The 20,532-nt window shown below is 65.6% G+C and carries 14 protein-coding genes; 13 read left to right on the top strand and 1 reads right to left on the bottom strand.

The window, feature by feature from the left end:
* Positions 1-784: 784 nt before the first annotated feature.
* The 13 genes from AC1RQF_RS29045 (at position 785) to infA (ending at position 19,535) form a co-directional block, all read left to right on the top strand.
* Positions 785-2,776, top strand: a complete 1,992-nt coding sequence (locus AC1RQF_RS29045; protein WP_492873534.1) for a S8 family peptidase — start codon at positions 785-787, stop codon at positions 2,774-2,776.
* A gap of 785 nt (positions 2,777-3,561) precedes the next feature.
* On the top strand, positions 3,562-4,521 hold the full coding sequence (locus tag AC1RQF_RS29050; protein ID WP_274003376.1) for a sugar ABC transporter substrate-binding protein: 960 nt from the start codon (positions 3,562-3,564) through the stop codon (positions 4,519-4,521).
* 142 nt (positions 4,522-4,663) lie between these two features.
* On the top strand, positions 4,664-6,265 hold the full coding sequence (locus AC1RQF_RS29055) for a sugar ABC transporter ATP-binding protein (RefSeq protein ID WP_274003374.1): 1,602 nt from the start codon (positions 4,664-4,666) through the stop codon (positions 6,263-6,265).
* A complete protein-coding gene (locus tag AC1RQF_RS29060) occupies positions 6,265-7,281 on the top strand; it encodes an ABC transporter permease (protein ID WP_274003372.1) in 1,017 nt (338 codons plus the stop codon). The genes AC1RQF_RS29055 and AC1RQF_RS29060 overlap by 1 nt, the downstream gene beginning before the upstream one ends.
* A 36-nt stretch (positions 7,282-7,317) precedes the next feature.
* Positions 7,318-8,349 (top strand): LacI family DNA-binding transcriptional regulator, encoded by a 1,032-nt coding sequence (locus tag AC1RQF_RS29065; protein WP_274003371.1) that lies wholly within the window; start codon positions 7,318-7,320, stop codon positions 8,347-8,349.
* Complete coding sequence (rbsK, locus tag AC1RQF_RS29070; protein WP_274003368.1) at positions 8,346-9,293, top strand: ribokinase; 948 nt, start codon at positions 8,346-8,348, stop codon at positions 9,291-9,293. The genes AC1RQF_RS29065 and rbsK overlap by 4 nt, the downstream gene beginning before the upstream one ends.
* Positions 9,294-9,510: 217 nt before the next feature.
* On the top strand, positions 9,511-11,256 hold the full coding sequence (locus tag AC1RQF_RS29075) for a methyl-accepting chemotaxis protein (protein WP_492873528.1): 1,746 nt from the start codon (positions 9,511-9,513) through the stop codon (positions 11,254-11,256).
* A 520-nt stretch (positions 11,257-11,776) separates the two neighbouring features.
* The gene (locus AC1RQF_RS29080; protein ID WP_274003364.1) at positions 11,777-13,699 is read left to right on the top strand and encodes a PrkA family serine protein kinase; all 1,923 of its coding nucleotides are present in this window, start codon (positions 11,777-11,779) and stop codon (positions 13,697-13,699) included.
* A 126-nt stretch (positions 13,700-13,825) separates the two neighbouring features.
* Complete coding sequence (locus tag AC1RQF_RS29085; protein ID WP_274003361.1) at positions 13,826-15,091, top strand: YeaH/YhbH family protein; 1,266 nt, start codon at positions 13,826-13,828, stop codon at positions 15,089-15,091.
* 6 nt (positions 15,092-15,097) lie between these two features.
* Entirely contained in the window at positions 15,098-16,765 is a 1,668-nt protein-coding gene (locus tag AC1RQF_RS29090) for a SpoVR family protein (protein ID WP_274003359.1), read from the top strand.
* Between the two features lie 242 nt (positions 16,766-17,007).
* Positions 17,008-18,312, top strand: coding sequence for an MFS family transporter (locus tag AC1RQF_RS29095; protein ID WP_274003358.1), 1,305 nt, complete (start codon positions 17,008-17,010; stop codon positions 18,310-18,312).
* 372 nt (positions 18,313-18,684) lie between these two features.
* The gene (locus AC1RQF_RS29100; protein WP_090549560.1) at positions 18,685-18,888 is read left to right on the top strand and encodes a cold-shock protein; all 204 of its coding nucleotides are present in this window, start codon (positions 18,685-18,687) and stop codon (positions 18,886-18,888) included.
* 383 nt (positions 18,889-19,271) lie between these two features.
* A complete protein-coding gene (gene infA, locus AC1RQF_RS29105) occupies positions 19,272-19,535 on the top strand; it encodes a translation initiation factor IF-1 (RefSeq protein ID WP_252984958.1) in 264 nt (87 codons plus the stop codon).
* Positions 19,536-19,666: 131 nt separating this feature from the next.
* Here infA and AC1RQF_RS29110 read toward each other — a convergent pair whose 3' ends face one another.
* Complete coding sequence (locus tag AC1RQF_RS29110) at positions 19,667-20,125, bottom strand: YaiI/YqxD family protein (RefSeq protein ID WP_274003351.1); 459 nt, start codon at positions 20,123-20,125, stop codon at positions 19,667-19,669.
* Positions 20,126-20,532 lie beyond the last annotated feature (407 nt).

Raw genomic sequence — 20,532 nt, forward strand, 5'->3', positions numbered from 1 at the left:
GCGCGAACGGGGCACATGCGAGACGCCGCTCGCTACGCTGTTGACGACGGTGGCCGTGCGCCACTGCACGGACGCGCGACATGCGGGCCTCGCGCTCGCGCGGGATTCGCGACGCGCTCGTCGGCGCCGGGCAGGGGATGTCTTCCGGCCAGACCCGGCCGGGAAGGACCGTTCGCCTGGATGGCGCGAGCGTCGCTACGTGCGCCGTGCATCGTGATCGCCCGCACCTTCGTTCGTCATCCGAAATCATCGTTCGACCTTACGGAATAGGTTTACTTTCTTTTAATTGAATCTCTGCGCGATTTAATTGAATGAGGTACTCGCGGCGAGCGATATTTTTGTTCCATTACTAAAAATTACATATTATATTTAACCGCAAGCCGGACATACCAAGAAGCCGGCGCATGCACGTTGCGATATATCACGTGTTTATCAAATCCAGTAAACAAAAGGGCCATCGATCATGAACAAATCGCCTTAGTAAATCACTGGCTTATCCAAATACCCCCGCGCATTCCACATCGCCATTCATGCACGGCGAGGGAGGATTGCGGCCGATTGCGTTGCCGCAAGCCGTGACTGCGCGCTTCCGATTCGAGGCTCCGGCATCGAGGCGGGCTTTCCGTGCCTGTGCTCGTGTCATTCGCCCTCGATGGAATTTCATCGTCCCTGCTTGATCGACCTGCATTGCGCCGAATGGATGCGCATCGCCGCCGCTATCTATCAAGCAATTTGATTCGGATATCAATTTATGAAACCAATCAATACGAATACCGCCGCCGCAATGTTGATTGCTTCGCTCGGAACGCTTTCCCTTGCCGCGAGCGCGCAGTCCGCGTCCCCTGCCGACGGGGCGTCCGCGACCTTGTCCCAAGCGTTGGAATCCATGCCGTCCGGTCAATCGGTCAAGGAACGCATCCAGAACAATACCGCCAAGCTCGACCCGGCCTTGACGAATCTGAGCGCATCGTCGCAGCGCGCCCAGGCGGCAAGAAACGCCGGCAGCTCGGCGCCTCAAGCGGAGCAATACATCAGCGTCGACGTCATCGCTCACCAGAACGTGCAGCAGACGGTGGCCCAGCTCGAACGCCTCGGGTTCAAGACCATCGCGGTCTACGGCAACTACATCAGCGGCCGTCTTCCCGTCTCGAAAATCGACCAGGCGGCCGCCATTCAGGACATCAAGCGCATCAACAAAGTGGCCAGGGCCACCCGCTCGGGTTCCGTTCAGGGGCAGGGGGACTACGCTCAACTGAGCCGCTCGCTCAGGCAAGCGCTCGGCAAGCAAGGGGGCGCGTTGAACGGAAAGGGGATCACGGTCGGGATTCTGTCCGACTCGTTCAACTGCAACAAGCAACTCAACCAGGATGCGGATTACGTCGCGAACTTCGGCCGCCAGGACACCATGGAGGACGACATCGCGACCGGCGACCTGCCGGGCAACGGCAGGATCCGAATCCTGAAGGACGCCTCGGATTGCCTGAATGCCGGTACCGGAGACGAAGGACGCGCGATGGCGGAAATCGTCCATGATGTCGCGCCCGGCGCCAACATTGCGTTCTATACCGCGTGGGAAGGCATTGCCGATTTTGCCCAGGGCATCGAAACGCTGGCCCTGCCCAGGAACAAGACCGATGCGCAGGGCGTAGCGGGCGGCGGCGCGCAGGTGATCGTCGACGACATCGGTTATTTCGATGAACCGGCCTTTCAGTCGGGTATCGTCGGCGCGGCGATCGACCATGTCGTCAGGAACCGCGGTGTGGCCTATTTCAGCGCGGCGGGCAACGCCGCCCTGGGTTCCGCGAATACCAACTACGTGAACAATTCGGCGCAATTCTCGGATCAGCCGATGGACCCGAACGGCACCGGCACCCCTGGTCGCCCGCTCGATTTCGATCCTGCGGGGAAAGCCAAGCTGTACGTCATCCCGATTCATTCGGTCAAACAGTTCTCCGACGCGCCGCTGTGGCCGTTCAATTTCAGCCTGTATTGGGATCAACCGATCGACAACAGCGCCAGTTCGCTCCAGTTCTGCCTGGGCGATCGCAACGGCAAGCCGCTCAAGGTAACGTACCAGGGGCGAACCTATCCTTCGTGCTCGGATGCGTCGGTCATCGGGCAGCAAGCCATCGTGCGCAGCCAGTTGGTCGGCAGCGAGTCCGCCGCGACCTTGCGCATCCTGTTGCTCGACGGCCCGGCGCCCCGGCGCGTCCGCCTGCTCACGGGGGGCAAGGTCGTGCTCGATCGCTTCGGCACCGCCGATGCGTCCATCTATGGGCACGCGCTCTCACCGAACGCGATCGCGGCGGGCGCGGCCGACTACCTGAATACGCCTCAATGCGATCCCGCGTTGACCGCGGCGAAGCTCGAGAATTTCTCGTCGCACGGCGGCGGCCTGATGGTGTTCGACAACGACGGCCGGCCTTTCGACCGCGCCTACCTCGACAACAAGCCGGATCTCGTCGGACCTGACGGCGCGAGCTCGGTGTTCTTCGGCGGGAAGGAGCCTGACAGCGCGAAAGGATTCGGCGTCTACAACCTGAGCTGCCGCTACTACCACGCCTATCCGCAGCAATTCTTCGGGACGTCGGCGGCGGCGCCCCACCTTGCCGCGGTCGCGGCGCTGCTGCGCCAGGCCGCGCCCCAGGCCACGCCCGCGAAGCTCTACGACGTGTTGCGCAAGACCGCCCAGGATATGGGAACCCCGGGTCGCGACAATGAGAGCGGGGCCGGCTTCGTCCAGGCGGACAAGGCGTATCGCGCAATCACCGAGTAGTCGCGACCGTGTGCCGGGAATAGGTCGACGAAGCGCTGCGGAGACCGCAGCGCGGTTTCATCGATCCTCGGGTTGAATCACTTTCGCCAGGACGCAGCGCGATGCTCTCCTCGGTCGCCGCTGCTGTCCTGTCGAACGCGCGGCGGAAACGGGCTGGCGACGCCCGGCCGCGATCCGGTGGGCGAAACCCGCGCCGCATGGGCCGCGTCAGCGGCGCATCGTCTCGTGGCGGACCATTACGCCGCGCTCGAACAGCAACGCCTCGAAGTCGGGCGGGCTGAGCCGGAAACGAACGTGCCGTCGTTCCGCCAGGCCGACGGTCGACGCAGGGAGGCGGGGCCGTGACAGCGCGACTTCGCCGGCTTCATCCCCCCATCCTGACCGGCCGGGCGTCCCACGCGACAAGCCGCGGGAGCCGCCCGGGGCCGTGAAGGGCAACCCGAGCCGGCAATCTCGGGGTCTTTTAATCGAAATCAGACAAGTTTGATTTATATGGCGACGGGTGTGCGACGGAGCTGAAGTCGTTTCTCCGCATAAACCCTAGATTTGTGTCGATTTCGTTGCGCGAAACGCGGGAAAAGGTCAGCATAAGCGCTTCCCGAGACCCGTCAGACGGGGCCGGGGCGCGCGGCGCGCGTAATCACGGGATGGTGCCAACCTTTTCCGCAGGGACTCCAAGTCGAATTCAATGCCACCCCCTGATTGTCGGGCTATCGCGCGCAAACGTTTGCTCAACATTAAAACGACACCCGGTCCAGCCGGGCACACCTTGCAAGGAGAACTGCATGGAATTCACCCTCCGTCGTCGCGTGCTGGCTGCCGCGGCTCTGTGCGTGGCCGCCGCCGTCACGCCGTTTTCCGCCGCTCATGCGCAGAGCACGCCCAAGCCGAAGGTCGCGCTCGTGATGAAGTCGCTCGCGAACGAGTTTTTCCTGACGATGGAGACCGGCGCGAAGGATTACCAGAAGCACAACGCCAGCCAGTTCGACCTGATCACGAACGGCATCAAGGACGAGACCGACACCGCGAACCAGATCCGCATCGTTGAGCAGATGATCGTGTCGAAGGTCGACGCGATCGTGCTCGCGCCGGCCGATTCGAAGGCGCTCGTGCCGGTCGTCAAGAAGGCGGTCGACGCGGGCATCATCGTCGTCAACATCGACAACCGGCTCGATCCGGACGTGCTCAAGTCGAAGCACCTGAACGTGCCGTTCGTCGGCCCGGACAATCGCAAGGGCGCGAAGAAGATCGGCGATTTCCTCGCCAAGAAGCTGAAGTCGGGCGACCAGGTCGGGATCATCGAAGGCGTGTCGACGACCACCAACGCGCAGCAGCGCACCGCGGGCTTCCAGGACGCGATGAAGGCGGCGGGCGCGAAGGTCGTGTCGGTGCAGTCGGGCGAGTGGGAGATCGACAAGGGCAACACGGTCGCGTCGGCGATGCTGAACGAATACCCGAACCTGAAGGCGCTCCTCGCCGGCAACGACAACATGGCGATCGGCGCGGTGTCCGCGGTGCGCGCGGCCGGCAAGCAGGGCAAGGTGTACGTGGTCGGCTACGACAACATCAACGCGATCAAGCCGATGCTGCAGGACGGCCGCGTGCTCGCCACCGCCGATCAGTACGCGGCGAAGCAGGCGGTGTTCGGCATCGACACCGCGCTCAAGGCGATCGCCGAGCACAAGAAACAGTCGGAAATGTCGGGCGTCGTCGAGACGCCGGTCGATCTCGTCACCAAGAAGTAAGCGGGGCGTGGGCGGCGGCGCCGCTCAAGATCGACGCGCGGCGGCCGTTATCCGCAGTGAGCATCACGACGGCCGCCTCGCGTTTCCCGTCCTTGCATCGATACGCGTCCGCCGCCATGCGCGGTCGCGCAACAGGATCGCGATGGATTCGACTGCACCAGATTCAACTTCCACGACCCCCGTGCTGACGGTGTCCGGGATCGGCAAGACCTATGTCGAGCCGGTGCTGGCCGACGTCGCGCTGTCGCTCTACCCGGGCGAGGCGCTGGCGCTGACGGGGGAGAACGGCGCCGGCAAGAGCACGCTCTCGAAGATCGTCGGCGGGCTCGTCACGCCGACCACCGGCGCCATGCAGCTCGCGGGCGCGCCCTATGCCCCCGCGAGCCGGACCCAGGCCGAGGCGCTCGGCGTGCGCATGGTGATGCAGGAGCTCAACCTGCTGCCGACGCTGACCGTCGCCGAAAACCTCTTCCTGAACCGCCTGCCGCGCCGCTTCGGCGTGATCGACCGGCGCCGCCTGCGCGACGACGCGCGCGCCGCGATGGCGCAGGTCGGGCTCGACGCGATCGATCCGGACACGCCGGTCGGCGCGCTCGGCATCGGCCATCAGCAGATGGTCGAGATCGCCCGCAACCTGATCGGCGACTGCCGCCTGCTGATTCTCGACGAGCCGACCGCGATGCTGACCGCGCGCGAGGTCGAGCTGCTGTTCGAGCAGATCGACCGGCTCAAGGCGCGCGGCGTCGCGCTCGTCTACATCTCGCACCGCCTCGAGGAGCTGGCGCGGGTCGCCGAGCGCGTCGCGGTGCTGCGCGACGGCCGGCTCGTGCACGTCGACCGGATGGGCAACCTGTCCACCGACCGGCTCGTCGCGCTGATGGTCGGCCGCGAGATCGGCGAACGGATCGACCTCGGCGAGCGCCGCATCGGCGCGCCGTACCTGAAGGTCGACGGGCTCACGCGCGGCCAGGCGGTGCGCGACGTGTCGTTCGAGGTGCGCGCGGGCGAGATCTTCGGGATCTCCGGCCTGATCGGCGCGGGCCGCACCGAACTGCTGCGCCTGATCTTCGGCGCGGACCGCGCCGAGCGCGGCACCGTGTCGATTGGCGCGCCGCCGCAACCCGTCCGGATCGGTTCGCCAGCGGACGCGGTGCGGCAGGGCATCGCGCTGATCACCGAGGATCGCAAGGGCGAAGGCCTGCTGCTGCCGCATTCGATCACCGCGAACGTCTCGCTCGGGCAGCTGACGCGCGTGGCGCGCGGCGGGGTCGTCGACGCGCGCCGCGAGGCCGCGCTCGCGCAGCGCCAGATCGACGCGATGCGCATCCGCGCGCACGGCGCGGCGCAGCCGGTCGGCGAACTGTCGGGCGGCAACCAGCAGAAGGTCGTGATCGGCCGCTGGCTCGCGCGCGACATGGCCGTGCTGCTGTTCGACGAGCCGACCCGCGGCATCGACGTCGGCGCGAAATTCGACATCTATGCGCTGATGGGCGCGCTCGCGCGCGAGGGGCGCGCGCTCGTCGTGGTGTCGAGCGACCTGCGCGAGCTGATGCTGATCTGCGACCGGATCGGCGTGATGTCGGCGGGCCGCATGGAGGCGGTGTTCGAGCGCGATGCGTGGACGCAGGACGCGCTGCTCGCCGCCGCGTTCGCCGGCTACGCCCGTCGCGACGCCCAATTGCACGCCCTCGACGCTTCCCGGCCTGCCGATCGCGCAGGCGTTTCACACCCAGGACATTCGTGATGAACCAGCAACCCGTTTCCGGGCGCGACGGCCGCGCCCCGTCCCCGTCCGTCGAGCCGGCCGCCGCGCGCCGCAGCGGCGCGCGGCTCGGCCTGTCCAACTACCTTGGCCTCGCCGGCGCGCTCGTCGCGATGATCGCGCTGTTCTCGACGCTCAGCGCGCATTTCTTCACCTACGACACCTTCAGCACGATCGCCAACCAGATCCCCGATCTCGTCGTGATGTCGGTCGGCATGACCTTCATCCTGATCATCGCGGGGATCGACCTGTCGGTCGGCTCGGTGCTCGCGCTCGCGGCGTCGGTCGTGAGCGTGGCCGCGCTCAAGTGGCAATGGGGGCCGCTGCCCGCCGCGCTGCTCGGGATGGCGGCGGCGGCCGCCGCCGGCACCCTGACCGGCGCGATCACGGTGGGCTGGCGGATTCCGTCGTTCATCGTCTCGCTCGGCGTGCTCGAAGCCGCGCGCGGCCTCGCGTACCAGCTCACCAATTCGCGCACCGCCTACATCGGCGACGCGTTCGATTTCCTCTCGAATCCGATCGCGCTCGGCATCTCGCCGGCGTTCCTGATCGCGGTCGCGGTGATGATCGCGGCGCAGTTCGTGCTGACGCGCACGGTATTCGGACGCTATCTGATCGGTATCGGTACCAACGAAGAAGCGGTGAGACTTGCCGGGGTTAACCCGCGCCCGTATAAAATCCTCGTGTTTGCGCTGATGGGCGCGCTGGCGGGGCTGGCTGCGCTCTTTCAGATTTCGCGGCTCGAAGCCGCCGATCCGAACGCGGGCGCGGGCCTCGAACTGCAGGTGATCGCCGCCGTCGTGATCGGCGGCACGAGCCTGATGGGCGGGCGGGGTTCGGTGATCAGCACGTTCTTCGGCGTGTTGATCATCTCGGTGCTGGCGGCGGGGCTCGCGCAGATCGGCGCGAACGAGCCGACCAAGCGCATCATCACCGGCGCGGTGATCGTGGTGGCGGTGGTGCTCGACACCTATCGCAGCCGGCGCGCCCGGACCTAGCGCGCGGGAAAACAACAAACCAGAGAGAAAACGGGAATGGCGACGATCAAGGATGTGGCGGCCATCGCCGGCGTGTCGTTCACCACGGTATCGCACGTGGTGAACAACTCGCGGCCGGTGTCGGCCGACGTACGGGCGAAAGTCGAGCGGGCGATCCGCCAGCTCAACTACGTGCCGTCGGCCGTGGCGCGCTCGCTGAAGGCGCGCGCGACGGCGACCATCGGCCTCGTGGTGCCGAACAGCACCAATCCGTATTTCGCGGAGCTGGCGCGCGGCATCGAGGATCAGTGCGCGATCAGCGGCTATTGCGTGTTCTTCTGCAACTCCGACGACGATCCCGCGAAGCAGCGCAACTACCTGCGCGTGCTGCAGGAAAAGCGCATCGACGGGCTCATCATCGCCTCGGCCGGCGACGACGCGGTGCTGGCGGAGACGCTGGCCGACTCGCGCGAGCCGCTCGTCGTGGTCGACCGCAATATCGAGGGCCTCGCGGCCGACCTCGTGCAGATCGACCACGAACGCGGCGCATACCTCGCGACGCGCCATCTGCTCGAACTCGGCCACGCGAAGATCGGCTGCATCACGGGGCCGGTCGAGACGGCGGTGAGCGCGATGCGCGTGCACGGCTTCATCCGCGCGATGGCCGAGCGCGGCATCGACATCGTGCCGGGCGCGATCGCCGAAAGCGATTTTTCGTGCGTCGGCGGCTATCATGCGGCCGCGCGGCTGTTCGACTCGATCCGGCCGAGCGCAATCTTCGCGGGCAACGACCTGATGGGGATCGGCGCGCTGCGCGCGGCGGCGGAACGCGGCATCCGCGTGCCCGCCGACTGCTCGATCATCGGCTTCGATGACATCGAGCTGTCGCGTTATACGTACCCGGCGCTGTCGACGGTGGGCCAGTCGGTGCGGGCGCTGGGAGAAATGGCCGCGCAGACGCTGATCGAACGGATCAGCGGCGGCGCGACGACGGGACCGAAGCGGCGGCGCGTGGTGTCGCCGCGGCTGGTATTGCGGGAATCGACCGCGGTGTATGTGGAGCCGGCGGGGTCCGGATATGGTGCATGACTGAAGTGAAGAAGAATGATGCGGCGTCGGGCGACGCCGGGCAGGTGCTGGTCGTAGGCAGTCTCAACATGGACCTCGTGGTGCGTTCGCCGCGGCTGCCGCAGCCGGGCGAGACGCTCGCGGGGCGCACCTTCGCGCAGGCGGCGGGCGGCAAGGGCGGCAACCAGGCCGTCGCCGCCGCGCGCCTCGGCGCGCGCGTCGCGATGCTCGGCTGTGTCGGCGCGGACGACCACGGCGCCGCGCTGCGCGCCGGGCTGGAAGCGGAGCGCATCGACTGCGCCGCGCTCGCGACCACGACGACCGCCTCGACGGGCGTCGCGCTGATCGTCGTCGACGACGCGAGCCAGAACACGATCGTGATCGTCGCGGGCGGCAACGGCGAGGTCACGCCCGACGCGATCGCCCGGCACGACGCCGCGTTTGCCGCCGCCGACGTGGTGATCTGCCAGCTGGAAACGCCGGTCGACACGGTGAAGGCCGCGCTCGAGGCGGGCCGGCGTCACGGCAAGACGGTCGTGCTGAATCCGGCGCCCGCCGTCGGGCCGCTGCCGGCCGACTGGCTGCCGCTCGTCGACTACCTGATCCCGAACGAGGTCGAGGCCGCCGCGCTGACGGGCCTGCCGGTGCGCGACCCCGCCGAGGCGGAGGCGGCCGCGCGCGCGCTGCAGGCGGCGGGCGCGCGCAACGTGCTGATCACGCTGGGCGGCCAGGGCGCGTTCGCGCTCCTCGCCGACGGCGGCGCGCAGCATTACGCCGCGCCGCGCGTGACCCCGGTCGACACGACCGCGGCGGGCGACACCTTCATCGGCGGCCTGGCCGCCCGGCTCGCGGCGGGCGATGCCCCGGACGGCGCGATCCGTTTCGCGCAGCGCGCGGCCGCGCTGTCGGTCACGCGTGCGGGCGCGCAGCCGTCGATCCCGACACGCGCCGAACTCGACGCCTGAGCGCTTCCCTCGGCGACGCTTTGAAAGCAATTCGACAGCTATTTATTGTTTCGAATTGCGCACCGATGGATTGTTTTATTCGTCATAGGATAAAAATCGCATTAAGTCTTCTTGTTTCGCGCCGTAAACGCAACTAGTGAAGCGTTTGCTTCTCCCGAAAAGGTGAGAAATCGCACCTGTTTCGGTCTTGTTTACATGAAGCGTGACAGGGAACGATATGCTGAAGAACCTGACGATCAGGGCACGAATCGGCGTCACCATGCTGTTTCTCTCGGTCCTCCTGTGCGTGATCGGCGCACTGGGGCTGATCGGGATGAGCCGGGCCAACGACGCCAACCGCGAGACGTTCACCAACCAGATGCCGAGCGCGGTCAACGTCGCGGCCGCCGAGCTGTTCGCCGCGCGCGAGCGGCTCACGCTCGACCGCGCCGCGCTGATGGCGGGAGAGCCCGACGTGCAGGCGACCCTCGACCGTTCGCACGAGATGCGGGCGACCTCCGACATGTGGTGGAAGAAGTATCTCGACCTGCCGCGCGGCGAGGACGAGGACCGTCTCGCGCAGGACGTGGCGGCGAAGCGGCAGCGGGTCCAGCAGTCGTTCGACGCGTTCGGCCCGGTGGTGCTCTCGAACGACCGCGCCAGGATCGTCGAACAGGCCAAGCAGATGCAGGTCGTGTTCAACGACTTCGCGGTTGCGGGCCAGGCGCTGCGCGATTACCAGTTCACCCAGGCGAAGCAGGGCTTCGAGCACGCGCAGAGCGTGTTCGACGTGACCCGCATCGTGACCTTCGCCTCGCTCATCGCGGGCCTCGTGGCCGCTTTCCTGTCGTATGTCACGCTGGGCCAGGCGATCTCGCGTCCGCTGACCGACGCGCTCGCACACTTCGACGCGATCGCGGCGGGCGAACTGCGCCGCCGGATCGTCGTGACGCGGCGCGACGAGATGGGCTTGCTGCTCGAAGGGCTCGCGAAGATGCAGACGGGGCTCGTCGAGACGGTTGCCGAGGTGCGCGGCGGCAGCGAGTCGATCGCGACCGCGGCCAAGCAGATCGCGGCGGGCAACATCGATCTGTCGTCGCGCACCGAGGAGCAGGCGGCGGCGCTGCAGGAAACGGCGTCGAGCATGGAACAGCTGACGGGCACCGTGAAGCAGAACGCCGACAACGCGCGCCAGGCGAGCGCGCTCGCCGCGAATGCATCGGAGATCGCGCAGAAGGGCAATGTCGTGGTCGGGCAGGTGGTGGGCACGATGGGCGACATCAACCAAAGCTCGGCCAAGATCGCGGACATCATCGCGATCATCGAGGGCATCGCGTTCCAGACCAACATTCTCGCGCTGAATGCGGCCGTCGAGGCCGCGCGCGCCGGCGAGGAAGGGCGCGGCTTCGCGGTGGTGGCGGGCGAGGTGCGCAGCCTCGCGCAGCGTTCGTCGGCCGCCGCGAAGGAGATCAAGGAATTGATCGACACCTCGGTCGAGCGCGTGCGCAGCGGCTCGGCGCTCGTCGACGAGGCGGGCCGCACGATGAGCGACGTGATCGGCGCGGTGCAGCGCGTGACGGACATCATGGGCGAGATCGCGGCTGCGTCCGAGGAACAGAGCACCGGGATCGACCAGGTTGCACGCGCGGTCACGCAGATGGACGAAGTGACGCAGCAGAACGCGGCGCTGGTCGAGGAAGCCGCCGCCGCCGCGCAGTCGCTCGAGGAGCAGGCGGGCCGCCTGCGCGCGACGGTCGCCGTGTTCCAGATCGACGACGCCGCGCTGCGCCGTCAGGCCGACGCCGTCGTGTCGACGGCGAGCCGCGCGCACGCGGTGCGGGTCGCGCCGTCGCCGGCGCCCGCTCCCGCGGCTGTCGCGCCCCGCGCACCCGCGCCGGCCGTCGAGCGCGCGCCGCGCGCGACGGCGCCCGAACCCGCGCCGCGCGCGGTGGCGGCAGGCAGCGACGATTGGGAGACGTTCTGAGCGCACGCGCGTGAATCCACCCCAATTCGGATGGACCGCATCAAGCAAAACGCCCGCTTCAAGCGGGCGTTTTGCTTGATGCATGCGAAGCGGCGCGCGGACATGACGCGCATCAACCCACGCTGTCGGCGCGGGATTGACGTCGCGCGGGGCGGGTATCTCCGTAAGGGCTGTGCGCCGAAAAATTGTAACGTCGGGTTTTCTCTGTCGTCGCGAGCGACGCGTCGCGCGTATAGGGAGGCAGGGGGCGGTGGTTTGCGTGTCGCGGGCATCCAATGGAAGAGACGATTCGATGCCCGAAGAGAGCGGATCGGCGTCGCGGCGCATGGATCGACGTGTGTCGGGATGAAGATTGTAGGGCAGCAAAAATTGCTTTCCAAGACACGTTTCCCGCAACACGCAAGACACCGAGGTTCTTCGTGAAAAAAAAACCAAATAGGTTTAGGATGAAATCGAACGGTCCTGCTTCTACGTGATCTTAGTGAGCAAGAACGTCTTCGGACTCAGGCGAGGAGGTAGCATGGATATTTACAGCAGCTTCGCGAACCGCTTCGAGAAAACGCGAGAGGAAGAGCTCTCGCTGGAGGAGTATCTCGCGCTCTGCAAAAACGATCCATCAGCGTACGCCACTGCGGGCGAACGCATGCTGGAGGCGATCGGGGAACCCGAGCAGGTCGATACCCGCAACGATCCGCGCTTGTCGCGCATCTTTGCGAACAAGGTCATCAAGGTCTATCCCGCGTTCCGGGAGTTCTACGGCATGGAGGAGGTGATCGAGCAGGTCGTCGCCTACTTCCGGCATGCCGCACAGGGGCTCGAGGAAAAGAAGCAGATCCTGTATCTGTTGGGGCCGGTGGGCGGCGGCAAGTCGTCGATCGCCGAGCGCCTCAAGCAACTGATGGAGCGCGTGCCGTTCTATTCGCTGAAGGGCTCGCCCGTCAACGAATCGCCGCTCGGCCTCTTCGACTACGACGAAGACGGCCCGATCCTCGAGGAACAGTACGGCATCCCGCGCCGCTATCTGAAGAGCATCCTGAGTCCGTGGGCCGTGAAGCGCCTGCACGAATACAACGGCGACATCCGGCGCTTCAGCGTCGTGCGCCGCTACCCGTCGATCCTGCGGCAGATCGGCATCGCGAAGACCGAGCCGGGCGACGAGAACAATCAGGACATCTCGTCACTCGTCGGCAAGGTCGACATCCGCAAGCTCGAACAGTACGCGCAGGACGACGCCGACGCGTACAGCTATTCGGGCGGCCTGTGTCTCGCGAACCAGGGGCTGCTCGAGTTCGTCGAAATGTTCAAGGCGCCGATCAAGGTGCTGCACCCGTTGCTGACCGCGACCCAGGAAGGCAACTTCAAGGGCACCGAGGGGTTCGGCGCGATCCCGTTCGACGGCATCATCCTCGCGCACTCGAACGAGTCGGAATGGAAGGCGTTCCGCAACAATCGCAACAACGAGGCGCTGCTCGACCGGATCTTCGTCGTCAAGGTGCCGTACTGCCTGCGCTCGTCGGAGGAGATCCGCATCTACGAGAAGCTGATCCGCAACTCGTCGCTCGCGGAAGCCGTGTGCGCGCCGGGCACGCTCAAGATGATGGCGCAGTTCTCGGTGCTCACGCGCCTGCACGAGCCGGAGAATTCGAGCCTGTTCTCGAAGATGCAGGTTTATGACGGCGAGAATCTCAAGGACACCGATCCGAAGGCGAAGTCGTATCAGGAGTATCGCGACTTCGCGGGCGTCGACGAAGGGATGACCGGCATCTCGACGCGCTTCGCGTTCAAGATCATGTCGCGTGTGTTCAACTTCGACTCGACCGAGGTCGCGGCGAATCCGGTGCACCTGATGTACGTGCTCGAGCAGCAGATCGAGCGCGAGCAGTTCCCGCCGGAAACCGAGCAGAAGTATCTGTCGTTCGTGAAGGACGTGCTCGCCTCGCGCTACGCGGAGTTCATCGGCAAGGAGATCCAGACGGCGTATCTCGAGTCGTACTCGGAATACGGGCAGAACATCTTCGATCGCTACGTGACGTACGCGGATTTCTGGATTCAGGATCAGGAGTTCCGCGACCACGACACGGGCGAGAGCTTCGACCGCGCGTCGCTCAACGCCGAGCTGGAGAAGATCGAGAAGCCGGCCGGCATCAGCAACCCGAAGGACTTCCGCAACGAGATCGTGAATTTCGTGTTGCGCGCGCGAGCGGCGAACGGCGGCAAGAACCCGGCCTGGGTGAGCTACGAGAAGCTGCGCGTCGTGATCGAGAAGAAGATGTTCTCGAACACCGAGGAACTGCTGCCCGTCATCTCGTTCAACGCGAAGGGTTCCGCCGAGGAACAGCGCAAGCATGAGGATTTCGTGAACCGGATGGTCGCGAAGGGCTATACGCCGAAGCAGGTGCGGCTCCTGTGCGATTGGTACCTGCGCGTGCGCAAGTCGTCATGACCTGCGTCACGCGAAGTCCGCGCGGCCTGCGCCGCGCGGGCGGCCCGCGAGGCGCCGCCCGCATCCGGGATCCCGGCATGCGCGGCGCGCCTCCCGGCACATCGACTTTCGAGCGGGAGACCGGGAGTGCTTCATCAGATCATCGACCGCAGGCTGGCCGGCAAGAATAAGAGCATTGCAAACCGCGAACGCTTCCTGCGTCGCGTCAAGAACTATATTCGCCGCGCGGTTTCGGACGCCGTGCGGGACCGTAGCATCAAGGACATCCAGAACACCCAGAGCATCACCATTCCCCGCAAGGACATCGCGGAGCCCTCGTTCCGGCACGGCCCGGGCGGGCGGCGCGAAGTCGTCCATCCCGGCAACGCCGACTACATCCGCGGCGACAAGATTCCGCGCCCGCCCAGCGGCGGCGGTGGCGGCGGCAGCCAGGCCAGCAACGAGGGCGAAGGGCAGGACGACTTCGTGTTCGAGCTGAGCCGCGAGGAATTCATGCAGTATTTCTTCGACGACCTCGAACTGCCGCGCCTCGTCAAGACCCATCTGCTGACCGTGCCGAGCTGGAAGAGCGTGCGCGCGGGCTGGGCGGCGGAGGGCACGCCGAACAACATCGACGTGGTGCGCTCGCTGCGCAGCGCGTTGGGCCGGCGCATCGCGCTCGGCTCGCCGCTCGTCAACGCGCTGCGCGAGCTGGAGGCGCAACTGGAGGCGCTCGAGAACGATCCGGCCGACCGGCGCGCCGAGATCGCGCTGCTCGAGCAGGAGATCCATCATCTGAAGGGGCGCATCTGGCGGATTCCGTTCATCGATCCGTTCGACCTGCGCTACATCAATCGCGTGAAGCAGCCGCAGCCGTCGAGCCAGGCGGTGATGTTCTGCCTGATGGACGTGTCCGGCTCGATGGACGAACAGCGCAAGGATCTCTCGAAGCGCTTCTTCATCCTGCTGTACCTGTTCCTGAAGCGCAACTACGAGCGCATCGAGGTGGTGTTCATCCGCCACCACACGCGCGCGGAGGAGGTCGACGAGGACACCTTCTTTCATTCGACCGAGAGCGGCGGCACCGTGGTGTCGAGCGCGCTCGAGCTCATGCGCAAGGTGATGGACGAGCGCTATTCGCCGACCGAGTGGAACATCTACGGCGCGCAGGCGTCCGACGGCGACAACTGGACCGACGATTCGCCGAAGTGCCGCAAGATCCTCGACGAGGAGATCCTGACCAAGACGCGTTACTTCGCGTACATCCAGGTCGCGCCGGAAGAGCAGAACCTGTGGCTCGAATATGCGCAGCTCGCGCTGTCGCAGCCGCATCTCGCGATGAAGAAGGTGGAATCGGCCGCGGACATCTATCCCGTGTTCCGCGAACTGTTCGAGAAGCACGTGGAGACTTGAGCGCCGATGACGACCCGCCACCTGCACAACGAAGCGCGCGGCTACGCGCCGCGCCGCAAGGACGATGACGCAGCGCGGCCCGAGCCCGAGGCCGTGACGGCGCGGACGTCACCCCCAGAAGCGCCCGCGAGCGGGCCTAAGGAAGCGCGTATGAACGCTGCAGAACGCAAGCCGCTGCCGTGTCCGTCGGACTGGACCTTCGAGCTGATCGAGGAGTACGACACGCATATCGCGCAGGTCGCCGAGCAGTACGAGCTGGACATCTATCCGATCCAGCTCGAACTGATCAGCGCCGAGCAGATGATGGACGCCTATGCGTCGGTCGGGATGCCCGTCAACTATCGCCACTGGTCGTTCGGCAAGCATTTCCTGTCGACCGAGAAGAGCTACCGGCGCGGCCAGATGGGGCTCGCGTACGAGATCGTCATCAACTCGAATCCCTGCATCGCGTACCTGATGGAAGAGAACACGATGACGATGCAGGCGCTCGTCATCGCCCACGCCGCCTACGGCCACAACTCGTTCTTCAAGGGCAACTACCTGTTCCGGCTGTGGACCGACGCGCACGCGATCATCGACTACCTCGTGTACGCGAAGAACTACGTGGCCGAATGCGAGGAGCGCCACGGGCTCGATCGGGTCGAGGAGCTGCTCGACTCGTGCCATGCGCTGATGAACTACGGCGTCGACCGCTACAAGCGGCCGCAGAAACCGTCGCTGTCGAAAGAGGCGGCGCTGCGGCGCGAGCGCGAGACCTACCTGCAGTCGCAGGTCAACGAACTGTGGCGCACGCTGCCCGCGCGCAAGCTCGAACAGCAGGAGGAGCAGGAGGGCCGCTATCCGCCCGAGCCGCAGGAGAACCTGCTGTACTTCGCGGAGAAGAACGCGCCGCTGCTGGAGCCGTGGGAGCGGGAGGTGATCCGCATCGTGCGCAAGATCGGCCAGTACTTCTATCCGCAGCGCCAGACCCAGGTGATGAACGAGGGGTGGGCGACCTTCTGGCACTACACCCTGCTCAACACGCTGTACAACCAGGGCAAGCTCTCCGACGGCTTCATGATGGAGTTCCTCCATTCGCACAGCAACGTGATCTACCAGCCGCCCGTGACCAAGCCGTACTACAGCGGGATCAACCCGTACGCGCTCGGTTTCTCGATGATGAGCGACATCCGCCGCATCTGCGAGGCGCCGACCGACGAGGACCGCCGCTGGTTTCCCGAGCTGGCCGGCAGCCCGTGGCTGCCCGCGCTGCACTACGCGATGCGCAACTTTAAGGACGAGAGCTTCATCGCGCAGTACCTGTCGCCGCACCTGATCCGCGAAATGCGGCTGTTCGCGGTGCTCGACGACGACATGCGCGATGCGCTCGAGGTGTCCGCGATCCATGACGACAGCGGCTACCAGTATGTGCGCCAGGCCCTGTCGCGGCAGTACGACATCCATCATCGCGAGCCGAACATCCAGGTCTGGTCGGTCAACACCCGCGGCGACCGCAGCCTCACGCTGCGCCATTTCATGACCGACAACCGCCATCTGTCGAACGACAGCGAGGAAGTGCTCAAGCACATGGTGCGGCTCTGGCAGTTCGACGTGTATCTCGAAAGCGTCGACGAGAACGGGACGGTGCGCAAGCGCTACGAGTGCCGGTATACGGCGCCCGAGATTCGTCTGTAGCCGCTCGCGGCTTTCAAGGCTTGCATGAAACGCCAGCCTCGGGCTGGCGTTTTCGTTTGATGGATGCCATCGAGGGAGAATTTTTTTCTACATTGGGGCGATCCCGGACATCCTGCTTACTTACAATTCGCTAAAATCGCGGGGGCGCACGCGATTGGAACCGGTGTCATCGCGGCGCGCGGGCCGGCGGCAGGCCATCCGGCCGCCGTGCAAACACAAGAACTTCAAGGAACAGACCATCCATGAACGTCCAGACCGACCAGACCGTTCTGGCTCCGAACGACACCCGACGCCGCGTGATGGCGATCGTCGGCGCGTCGTCGGGCAATCTCGTCGAGTGGTTCGACTTCTACATCTACTCGTTCTGCGCGCTGTACTTCGCGCCGGCCTTCTTCCCGAGCGGCAACACGACCACCCAGCTGTTGAACACGGCGGGGGTGTTCGCGGCGGGCTTCCTGATGCGGCCGATCGGCGGCTGGCTGTTCGGGCGCATCGCCGACAAGCACGGTCGGCGCGCCGCGATGATGATCTCGGTGCTGATGATGTGCGGCGGCTCGCTCGTGATCGCCGTGCTGCCGACCTATGCGCAGATCGGCGCGTTCGCGCCGTTCCTGCTGCTCGTCGCGCGCCTGTTCCAGGGCCTGTCGGTCGGCGGCGAATACGGCACCAGCGCGACCTACATGAGTGAAGTCGCGCTGAAGGGCCGGCGCGGCTTCTTCGCGTCGTTCCAGTACGTGACGCTGATCGGCGGCCAGCTGTGCGCGCTGCTCGTGCTGGTGGTCCTGCAGCAGACGCTGTCGACGGACGACCTGAAGGCCTGGGGCTGGCGCATTCCGTTCGTGGTGGGCGCGTTCGCCGCGCTGATCTCGCTCTACCTGCGCAAGTCGCTCGACGAAACCTCGACCAGCGAATCGCGCAAGGCGAAGGACGCGGGCACGATCCGCGGCGTGTGGCAGCACAAGGGCGCGTTCCTGACGGTGGTGGGTTTCACCGCGGGCGGCTCGCTGATCTTCTACACGTTCACGACCTACATGCAGAAGTACCTCGTCAACACGGCGGGGATGCACGCGAAGACCGCGAGCAGCGTGATGACGGCCGCGCTGTTCGTCTACATGCTGATGCAGCCGCTGTTCGGCGCGCTGTCGGACCGCATCGGCCGACGCATGTCGATGATCCTGTTCGGCTCGTTCGCGGTGATCGGCACGGTGCCGCTCATGCACGCGCTGAAGGATGTGTCGAACCCGTACGCGGCGTTCGGCCTCGTGATCGTCGCGCTGGCGATCGTCAGCTTCTACACGTCGATCAGCGGGCTGATCAAGGCGGAGATGTTCCCGCCGGAAGTGCGCGCGATGGGCGTCGGCCTGTCGTACGCGGTGGCCAATGCGATCTTCGGCGGTTCGGCCGAGTACGTCGCGCTGTGGTTCAAGTCGATCGGCAGCGAATCGACCTTCTACTGGTATGTGACCGCGCTGTGCGCCGTGTCCTTGATCGTGTCGTACAAGATGCGCGACCCGAGCAAGGATGGCTATCTGCGCCACGAGCCGTGATGCGGGCTTGAGCGGGCGACGGCGGCGCGCTTCCGGCGGAACGCGCCGCTTTCCTTTTGGGCGGCTCGGGAGGCGCCGGGAGCGGCCGCATGCGCGCCGCGGGGCGGAGGGGCGATGCCGGGCCCGGTGCGCCGGAATCGCGGCGCCTCACGCGGTTCGGACACGAAAAATGACGGGCGACGCCCGGTATGGAACGAAATTCCTTGACGCAACGTGATTTGTCGCGTACTGTCGTCGCCCACAGTCTCCAAGTTGTTCGATTGCTCATCATCTGCCGCGATGCGCGGCTCTCGTTGGTCTCTCCTTCTTGATTCTTCATGTGCCCTTTATCGAGGGCATGCACCTTCATTTGTCTGCTTAAGGAAATACTCAGTGGAAACCGGTACCGTTAAATGGTTCAACGATAGCAAGGGCTTTGGCTTCATCACCCCGGACAAGGGCGGCGACGATCTGTTCGCTCACTTCTCCGAAGTGCGCGGCACGGGCTTCAAGACGCTGGCCGAAGGCCAGAAGGTCAGCTACGAAACGAAGCGCGGCCCGAAGGGCCTGCAAGCTTCGAACATCACGCCGCAGTAACGCGGCCGGATGGCGTCGTCCCGGCGGGGGCGGCGCGATTTTCTCGCCTCGAACCGTGGCGCCCCCCGGGCGTCACGCGTCCCAGGGATCCTTTCCCGCATTCATCTTTACCGTGCCTGCGGGCCAAAGGTATGGCGTCAATGGCTTGCCCGCCCTGCGGGCAAGCCATTGACGTCGCATTTCCGCCGATGGCGCGAATCGAGCGTGCGGTTGACGCGCGTTTCGCAGGCCATTCGCCGCCTTGTCGACGTGTCAGGTCTCGGCCCCGCGCATGTCGCGCCCCCGACCTGGCGACATCCACCCCGCGTGGAAGCGATGCGGCGTCGGCGGCATTGGCTGGCGCTTTGCATCGGCGCAGCATTACGCTCACTGGAGGAATTGATTTGGCCAAGGAAGAACTGCTTGAACTCGACGGCGTCGTCGACGAAGTGCTGCCGGACAGCAAGTACCGCGTCACGCTCGAGAACGGCGTGGTGGTGAGCGCCTATGCATCGGGCCGCATGCGCAAAAATCATATCCGTATTCTTGCCGGCGATCGGGTCACGCTGGAGTTGTCGGTCTACGATCTGTCGAAGGGCCGCATCAATTTCCGGCACAAGGACGAGCGTGCAATGGGCGGCCAGCCGCGCCCGATGCGTCGCCGCTAACGCTGCCGGGCTCATGAGCGGGTTTCTCAGACCCGTTCGAGCCGGCACCGCGTCGCGCGCCGCGAGCGCGCGGCGCATTCAATCCGCCCCGGCGACATTCCGTCCCGGCGCGCCGCTCACGCGCGCAGCGCTCAGCGGGGCGGCGCAGCCCGCCGTGCGAGGAAGCGATCGAGTTGCCCCGCGAACGCCTTGCTGTCGCGCGTGCTGAAGGGCGCCGGGCCGCCGGTGTCGATGCCGGCCTGCCGCAACTGATCCATCACCTCCCGAACCGACAGACGCTCCTTGATGTTCTCCGGCGTGAACCAGTTTCCGCGCGGATCGAGCGCTTGCGCGCCCTTGTCGAGCACTGCGGCGGCCAGCGGGATGTCCGCGGTGATCACCAGATCGCCCGAGGCAGCCATGTCGACGATGCGGGCATCCGCCACGTCGAAGCCGGCCGGCACCTGGATCGACCGAATGAACGGGGACGGCGGGGTGCGCAGGAATTGATTCGCCACCAGCGTCAACTGCACTTCGGCGCGACGCGCGGCGCGAAACAGGATGTCCTTGATGACGACGGGACAGGCGTCGGCGTCGACGAGCACTTGCATGTTGACTGCTTCCACTTCGATAAACCCCGATCATATAACATGGCGGGCGGTGCTTTCCCCACCATTCTGGATGTTCCCGTCGGGTGGGCGAGCCGTTCGTCGCGCGGTCGACGGGCCAGCGCAGGTTTCATCCGATCGACCGCTGACCGCCCGCGATAACCATATCGAAAATGCTTCGTTGTCCGCCTGTCGCAGGCGCCTTAACCTGACTCCGTAGTTCGTGTGATACCTCCTTGACTGGGATTCTCGCCCGCTTTCGCAGCGGGCTTTTTTTTGCTTCATCGCGGGAAACCGTGGAAGCTTTGGGTGCAGTTGGTAATCTGACGCCAGTGGAAACGGGCGTTGGAGGCCAAATTGCTGGATCGCAAAGCACTACAGGCATTGGGATGCTGGACGGGCTACCGGGT

It is taken from the genome of Burkholderia sp. GW821-FHT14F03 (assembly GCF_058803765.1).

Excerpts from the sequence above, each read along its gene's own strand:
- AC1RQF_RS29080 (WP_274003364.1), top strand. The coding sequence starts at position 11,777 with ATGGATATTTACAGCAGCTTCGCGAACCGCTTCGAGAAAACGCGAGAG.
- AC1RQF_RS29090 (WP_274003359.1), top strand. The coding sequence starts at position 15,098 with ATGACGACCCGCCACCTGCACAACGAAGCGCGCGGCTACGCGCCGCGC.
- rbsK (WP_274003368.1), top strand. The coding sequence starts at position 8,346 with ATGACTGAAGTGAAGAAGAATGATGCGGCGTCGGGCGACGCCGGGCAG.
- AC1RQF_RS29055 (WP_274003374.1), top strand. The coding sequence starts at position 4,664 with ATGGATTCGACTGCACCAGATTCAACTTCCACGACCCCCGTGCTGACG.
- AC1RQF_RS29050 (WP_274003376.1), top strand. The coding sequence starts at position 3,562 with ATGGAATTCACCCTCCGTCGTCGCGTGCTGGCTGCCGCGGCTCTGTGC.
- AC1RQF_RS29110 (WP_274003351.1), bottom strand. The coding sequence starts at position 20,125 with ATGCAAGTGCTCGTCGACGCCGACGCCTGTCCCGTCGTCATCAAGGAC.
- AC1RQF_RS29060 (WP_274003372.1), top strand. The coding sequence starts at position 6,265 with ATGAACCAGCAACCCGTTTCCGGGCGCGACGGCCGCGCCCCGTCCCCG.
- AC1RQF_RS29045 (WP_492873534.1), top strand. The coding sequence starts at position 785 with ATGTTGATTGCTTCGCTCGGAACGCTTTCCCTTGCCGCGAGCGCGCAG.
- AC1RQF_RS29095 (WP_274003358.1), top strand. The coding sequence starts at position 17,008 with ATGAACGTCCAGACCGACCAGACCGTTCTGGCTCCGAACGACACCCGA.
- AC1RQF_RS29075 (WP_492873528.1), top strand. The coding sequence starts at position 9,511 with ATGCTGAAGAACCTGACGATCAGGGCACGAATCGGCGTCACCATGCTG.
- AC1RQF_RS29065 (WP_274003371.1), top strand. The coding sequence starts at position 7,318 with ATGGCGACGATCAAGGATGTGGCGGCCATCGCCGGCGTGTCGTTCACC.